The organism is Mycobacterium sp. (assembly GCF_032162605.1).
In the GTDB taxonomy this organism is placed as follows: domain Bacteria; phylum Actinomycetota; class Actinomycetes; order Mycobacteriales; family Mycobacteriaceae; genus Mycobacterium.
The window spans coordinates 1-5,780 of record NZ_JAVROT010000126.1; the positions used below are offsets into that span (position 1 = coordinate 1).

At 67.7% G+C, this 5,780-nt stretch carries 7 protein-coding genes and 1 pseudogene; 3 read left to right on the forward strand and 5 right to left on the reverse strand.

The window, feature by feature from the left end; translation table 11 throughout:
- Positions 1 to 237: pseudogene (locus QOI01_RS07820) on the forward strand (aminoacyl-tRNA hydrolase); the annotation flags it as partial.
- Positions 238 to 340: 103 nt separating this feature from the next.
- Here the strand turns inward: QOI01_RS07820 and QOI01_RS07825 are convergent.
- From QOI01_RS07825 to QOI01_RS07840, 4 genes are all read right to left on the reverse strand, one after another.
- Positions 341 to 1,375: an epoxyqueuosine reductase gene (locus tag QOI01_RS07825; RefSeq protein WP_526379621.1), complete on the reverse strand. Its 1,035-nt coding sequence runs from the start codon at positions 1,373 to 1,375 to the stop codon at positions 341 to 343.
- Between the two features lie 91 nt (positions 1,376 to 1,466).
- On the reverse strand, positions 1,467 to 2,687 hold the full coding sequence (locus tag QOI01_RS07830) for an RNA polymerase sigma factor (protein WP_526379623.1): 1,221 nt from the start codon (positions 2,685 to 2,687) through the stop codon (positions 1,467 to 1,469).
- 10 nt (positions 2,688 to 2,697) lie between these two features.
- Positions 2,698 to 3,402, reverse strand: coding sequence for a YciI family protein (locus QOI01_RS07835; protein WP_526379625.1), 705 nt, complete (start codon positions 3,400 to 3,402; stop codon positions 2,698 to 2,700).
- Positions 3,403 to 3,859: 457 nt separating this feature from the next.
- Positions 3,860 to 3,994 (reverse strand): hypothetical protein, encoded by a 135-nt coding sequence (locus QOI01_RS07840; protein WP_526379627.1) that lies wholly within the window; start codon positions 3,992 to 3,994, stop codon positions 3,860 to 3,862.
- A gap of 113 nt (positions 3,995 to 4,107) precedes the next feature.
- Between QOI01_RS07840 and QOI01_RS07845 the strand changes: the two genes are divergently transcribed.
- Together QOI01_RS07845 and QOI01_RS07850 are read left to right on the forward strand one after the other, a co-directional pair.
- The gene (locus QOI01_RS07845) at positions 4,108 to 4,428 is read left to right on the forward strand and encodes a hypothetical protein (RefSeq protein ID WP_526379629.1); all 321 of its coding nucleotides are present in this window, start codon (positions 4,108 to 4,110) and stop codon (positions 4,426 to 4,428) included.
- A complete protein-coding gene (locus QOI01_RS07850; RefSeq protein WP_526379630.1) occupies positions 4,380 to 4,712 on the forward strand; it encodes a hypothetical protein in 333 nt (110 codons plus the stop codon). Before QOI01_RS07845 ends, QOI01_RS07850 begins: the two co-directional genes overlap by 49 nt.
- Positions 4,713 to 4,790: 78 nt before the next feature.
- Here QOI01_RS07850 and QOI01_RS07855 read toward each other — a convergent pair.
- The coding region (locus QOI01_RS07855) for a long-chain-fatty-acid--CoA ligase (RefSeq protein ID WP_526379632.1) at positions 4,791 to 5,780 on the reverse strand (990 nt) is incomplete at its 5' end.

Here is a 5,780-nt window from a genome sequence, read left to right on the forward strand (position 1 = left end):
TTGCGGTCGGTCGCGTCGGCCCTTGGCACCAGGGACTTCCAGCGGGTGCGCATCGGCATCGGGCGCCCACCGGGCCGCAAGGATCCGGCCACCTACGTGCTGGAGAACTTCACCGCCGCCGAGCGGCCGGAGGTGGCCACGATCTGTGAGTTGGCCGCCGATGCATGCGAATTGTTGATCCAGCTGGGCATCGAGCCAGCGCAGAACACCGTGCACGCCTGGGGTAGCCCGGGTTAGCCCCAATCTCTGGGTCCCTCTTTGCCGCGAGCGTGCGCGTCTGTACGCGACACGCCGTGCGAAATTGCGCGAAGACGCACGCTCGAAGGTTCGCGACCGCGCATTAACTGCGGCCGGAGATCCCGCTGTCGACGACCTTGGTCGGCTTGTGCGGGTAGCGCTTCTCGGCGTGGGCCTTGGCGGCGGAGTTGGGCAGGACGTACAGAGTCTCGCGTTTGTCCTGCAGTGGCTTCAACACCAGGTCCATGAAGCCCTTTCGGTCCTCCAGGAAGGGTTCGATGACATCCTCCCCCGCCGGGCACACCGCCAGACAGTAGGCGGCCTTGTAGTTCGCCTTGAACGACAGGCTCTGCCACATCGACGCGTTCTCTGAATCGGTTACGCGCGAACGGAAGTCGGCTGCGTCCTCACTGTCCGAGATCGTCTGCACGTAGTCGGTGAAGCCGCCCATGAACTCGCGGTAGTTGTGCACTGAACAGGCCACGAAGTCGAACTCGCCGTCCTTGCCGATCGCCCCGACCGGGCACGCCGCGACGCACAGCTTGCACTCCAGGCACGGCGAATAGTCGAGCGGCTCACCGTAACTGGTGACCGGTGCGTCCACCAGAATGGTGGCGAGCAGGATGAAGTTGCCGAACTTCGGGTGGATCACGTTGCGATGGATGCCCATGACGCCCAGTCCGGACGCCACTGCGACCGGCTTGTGCGCGACGACCCAGATCCGGCCAGGAAACTGATCCATCTCCATCGGGAACGTCGCCGACGGGTTCAGCGCACGATGACCGGCGTCCTGCAGGGCACGCGTGATGGTGTGTGCGGCCTCGTTGATGATCTCGCCGGTGCGGTGGAACTCCTGGTTGGCCACGCTGCGCGCGGGCGAACGGACGTTGTCGCGGTTCATCCTCACGACCAGCGAGATGAAGCTCTTCGTGCCGCGTAACGCCGAGTCGACGTGCTCGCGCTCGGAGGCCAGGGCCGGATTGTCGACGCTGGCGAAGGCGACGTCGTCGGCGCCGGCGGCCAGGCAGATCCCCCGCAACCGGTCGGCGTCGATCACGCCGGGCGGTTCGCTCCTGTGGCCCATCATCTTTCGCACGGTCGGGTGATTGGCCAGTCGTGCGGACACGCGGTCGGTCATTCTAGGTATAGTACACAATACTCAGCTGAGGTTCCGTCCGCGCGGCGACGGCCAACGCGATCCAATCCGGCCAGGTAGCCGATCAGTTGAATCAATTCTGCTCGCACTCCGCTAGCCGCCGCAGTAGGAACTCCCGTCCCGGCTCGGAGCCGTTGTGCTCCAATGCCGTCCGGTACCACTCCGCGGCCTCGGCCAGCCGGCCGTCCCGCCGCAACAGGTCGGCGCGGATCGATGCCACGGTATTGGAGCGCGCCAGGCGCGGTTCGGAGGCGACCTCGTCCAGTGCGGACAGCCCAGCCTCAAAGCCGTCGCGGAACCCCACGGCGAGCGCGCGATTGGCTCGCGCCACCGGGGAACCCGTGATCGCGATCAGCCGGTCGTAGGCGGTGCAGATGGTGACCCAGTCCGTCTGCTCCCAACTCGGTGCCGTCGCATGCAGTGCTGCGATCACCGCCTGCGGTAGGTAGGGACCCGTCGCACCGGCCGCGAGCCGCAGCCGGTCGAGAGCCCGACCGATCCGACCCCGGTCCCACCGCGTGCGGTCCTGCTCGTCGAGCGGCACTAGCGAGCCGGAGACGTCCACTCGCGTCGTACGGCGTGAGTCGTGCAGCAGCACCAGCGCCGCCAGAGCACGAGCGTCGGTCGAGTCGGGCATCAATGCGCACAGTTCGCCGGCCAGCCGCACGCCCTCATCGCACAGTTCGTCACGGATTGCCGACGGGCCCGCGGTCGACCAGTAGCCCTCGGTGAACACCGAGTAGATGCACGCCAGCACGTGCGGTACCCGCTCCGGCAGCAACTCGGCCGGTGGCACCCGCATCGGGATGTTCGCTCCGCGAATCTTGTTCTTGGCCCGCGTGATTCGCTGTCCTACCGCAGCTTCGGACTGCAGAAGAGCCCGTGCGATCTCGGCGACGGTGAGCCCGGAGATCAGCCGCAGTGTGAGCGCCAACTGCGACGACGGGTCCAGTGCTGGATGCGCGCACGTGAACATCATCCGCAGTTCATCGTCGCGCACCGGATGCACTGCAACGCCCTCGACGCGGGCCCACCTGTCTTCGACCACCGCTGCGAGTTCCTTTCCCGGCCGCACCGAGTCGCGACGCAAGCGGTCTAGGGCACGGTTGCGGGCGACGGTCACGACCCATCCGGCCGGGTTGTCGGGCTGGCCGTCGCGGGGCCATACCCGCAGTGCCTCCGCGAACGCCTCCTGGACAGCGTCCTCGGCGACGGTGAGGTCGCCCGACCACCGGGCGAGCGCCGCGACGGCCGGACCCCATTCGCGCCGGAAGACGCTGTCCAGGTTGGTCATCCAGCGACGGCTACAGTGCCGAGACGCCGGCGAGTTGCCGGACCTGCACGGCCGAGGCCGGGATCATGGACGCGATCTTGACGGCCTCGTCCTGATCGGCGGCACTGAGCAGGTAGAAGCCGTTTGCCACCTCCGCGCCCTCGACGTACGGGCCATCGGTGAACGTTGTCTTCCCGTCTCGCACCCGTACCGTCGTCGCCGTGGCCGGCGGATGCAGCGCCGCACCGCCCTTGATGTGATCGGCTGCGGCGGCGCCGAACAGGCCGTGCTGCTCGAGACCGGCCTGGAATTCGGGTGAGTCCGGCGCATGCGTGAGATGCGCGGGTTCCAGAAGCAGTGCGATCCAGTTGGTGCCGTCCAGCGGCTTCTCCGGCTGGTTCCACATGACCATCGGCCACACCTCGACACCGCCCGACGCGCACGCGGGGATCTGCCGGGCCAGCTCCAGTGCCTCGTCGAGGTCCTCTGCCTCGAACACGTAGTAGCCGCCGGCGACCTCGGCGGCCTCGGCGAACGGCCCGTCCGTGACCGTCGGCGCGGTGGGCCCGCCCGTGATCCGCGCCGCCGACTCCGATGTCGTCAATGCGTCGCCGGCCCGGATCGCCGAACCGGCCGCCGCGTGGAAGTTCTGATAGGCCGTCATGATCGCGGCCTGCGTGGCAGTGTCGGGCTCGTCGGTGGCCTCGGGGCCGAGCAACAGCGCGAAGTAGTGCATGGGATACCTCCGGTTAGTGAGCAGAACCCTGCGTCCCACTCTCTACCGGTTCGACGAACGGCGTCGAGCGAATCCGACAGCATCGGGCGGATACGCAAGAAACTACGGCGATGGCTCTTCTTCTCGTCATCGTTTCCCTCCTCTCTGTGATCGCGCTCGCCGCGACGTCCGCCTTCACGGCCGCTCGCGCTGGCTGCCACCGCGTTGGTCGTGCCGGGGACGGGCACGCACAACATCGACCGCCGGGTGTCCCGTGCACCTCGACGGACGGCTGCGACCCGGACGGGTCGACTACCCGCCCGCTTCTTCCCGTTGGGGATCATTCCCGGCCCATGCCCGGGTCTGTCGTGCGACACGTGGAACAAGTCTGTTGGGACGGGCGTGACGAACCTCGACGATGAGCTGCACAATCAGCTGGACCCTCCGACGGCCGACAACGAAAAGTCATCATCTTCGGCTAATCCCAGGGCGGCGCGGTCGTCTCCCAGGAGATGTACAACATCCCCGACGACGTCAAAGACCGCGCTGGCCTCTGATTCGCGGCACCGAACCTCTTGACGAGATCGATGGCCTCGATGGCCGGGGTGGGCATGGTGAAACCGTAGCGAGGGCCCCCGACGGTCGACCATTGCTTTTCCTGCGCATGGAGTTTCAGACGCGCCGCAGCCACCGAACTCATCGCGGCGGCTATCTACACTCGGTGCGGTGCTGGTGTGGATCAACGGGGCCTTCGGGTCGGGAAAGACGCAGACCACCTTCGAGCTCCTGCGTCGCGCACCCGATGCGCACGTGGCAGATCCCGAACTGATCGGCTTCGGCATCCACCGGATGCTGCCGCCGAGCGCCCGCAGCGACTTCCAGGACCGGCCACAGTGGCGATCGGCCGTGGTGGCCACCCTCGCGGATGCAGTGCGGGCGCACGATGGACCGGTGCTAGTGCCGATGACCTGGTGGAACCGGCGTACTTCGCTGAGATCATGTCCGGACTGCATACGGCCGAAGTCGACGTGCGCCACTTCGCGCTGATCGCGTCACCGGAAACGCTGCGCCGCAGGTTGCGCACCCGGTCGAGGTTCTGGCTGGCCCGGGCGACGGGCCGCGAGGAGTTGCTGGGCGATGCAGCAGATCGAGCGCTGCGTGACGGCGCTGGCCGGCGATCGGTTCGCAGCACACCGACGACCGTACCGTCGACGAAGTGGTGGAGGACATCGCCGCCCCACGCCGGCTTGACGCTCGAGCACCCGAGGTTGGGTACTGCGAGCTACCAACTCCGCCGTGCGGCAGTGGGAATCCGCCACATCAGGGTCTGACGAGCGTGCGCGTTCTCACGCGCGCAGCGGCGTGTCTCGGAGCAGACACGCACGCTCGCGGGAGAAGGGACGAGAGATCTAGGTGACTAGCGAGACCGAGTTGGCGCGGCGCAGCTTGCCCGACGGCGTCTTTGGGATGGTGCCCGGGCCGAGGACCACGACGTTGCGGGGCCGCACGTCGACCTCGGAGACGACCTCGTGGGCGACCTGCTGCTCGATGCGGCGCACCTCGACCGGATCCTCCCAGGCGTTGCACTCCACCGCGACGGCGAACGTCTCGCGGGAGTGGCCCGCGTCGAGCCGCACGGCGACGGCACAGCCGGGTCGCACACCCTTGACGCGGCCGGCGGCCCGCTCGATGTCGGTCGGATAGATATTGCGGCCGGCCATGATGATGACGTCCTTCACGCGGCCACAGACCACGACGTGGCCGTTCTCCATCTGGTAGCCGAGGTCCCCGGTGTCGTACCACCCGTGCTGGTCCTGCGCGGGCAGGAAGCCGCCCATCGTGATGTAGCCGGGGGTGAGGGACTCGCCACGCAGCTCGATCACGCCGACGCCGCGCGCGGGCATGATCTCGCCCGTCTCGTCGACGACGCGGGCCTCCAGATCACGCAACAGCGGACCGAGCGAGGCCAGACGCCGCGTGTTGCCCTTGGTTGCGGGGACCGCGCGCCGCAAAGCGGCCAGCAGGTCGGCGTCTACCTCGTCGACCACCAGGCCGGCGTCGCATTCCGAGAAGGACACCGCCAGTGTCGTCTCGGCCATGCCGTAGGCAGGCAGGATCGCCTTGGGACTCAGGCCGAAGGGCTTGCCCGCGTCCAGCAGGTCCTCCACGTCGGCGGGCTCGACGGGCTCGGCGCCCGACAGCGCGAATCGCAGCGTCGAGAGGTCGAACTGCCCCGGCTCGGCCTGGTTGCGCAACCGCTTGGCGAACAACGCGTAGGCGAAGTTGGGCGCCGCGGTCATGGTGCCCTTGTACTTGTCGATGAGCTTGGCCCACAGCAGCGTGTCGCGCAGGAAGTCCATCGGCGTGACCTTGACCAGCTCGGCGCCGAAGTACATCGG

Excerpts from the sequence above, each read along its gene's own strand:
- QOI01_RS07830 (WP_526379623.1), bottom strand. The coding sequence starts at position 2,687 with ATGACCAACCTGGACAGCGTCTTCCGGCGCGAATGGGGTCCGGCCGTC.
- QOI01_RS07835 (WP_526379625.1), bottom strand. The coding sequence starts at position 3,402 with ATGCACTACTTCGCGCTGTTGCTCGGCCCCGAGGCCACCGACGAGCCC.
- QOI01_RS07850 (WP_526379630.1), top strand. The coding sequence starts at position 4,380 with ATGTCCGGACTGCATACGGCCGAAGTCGACGTGCGCCACTTCGCGCTG.
- QOI01_RS07840 (WP_526379627.1), bottom strand. The coding sequence starts at position 3,994 with ATGCCCACCCCGGCCATCGAGGCCATCGATCTCGTCAAGAGGTTCGGT.
- QOI01_RS07825 (WP_526379621.1), bottom strand. The coding sequence starts at position 1,375 with ATGACCGACCGCGTGTCCGCACGACTGGCCAATCACCCGACCGTGCGA.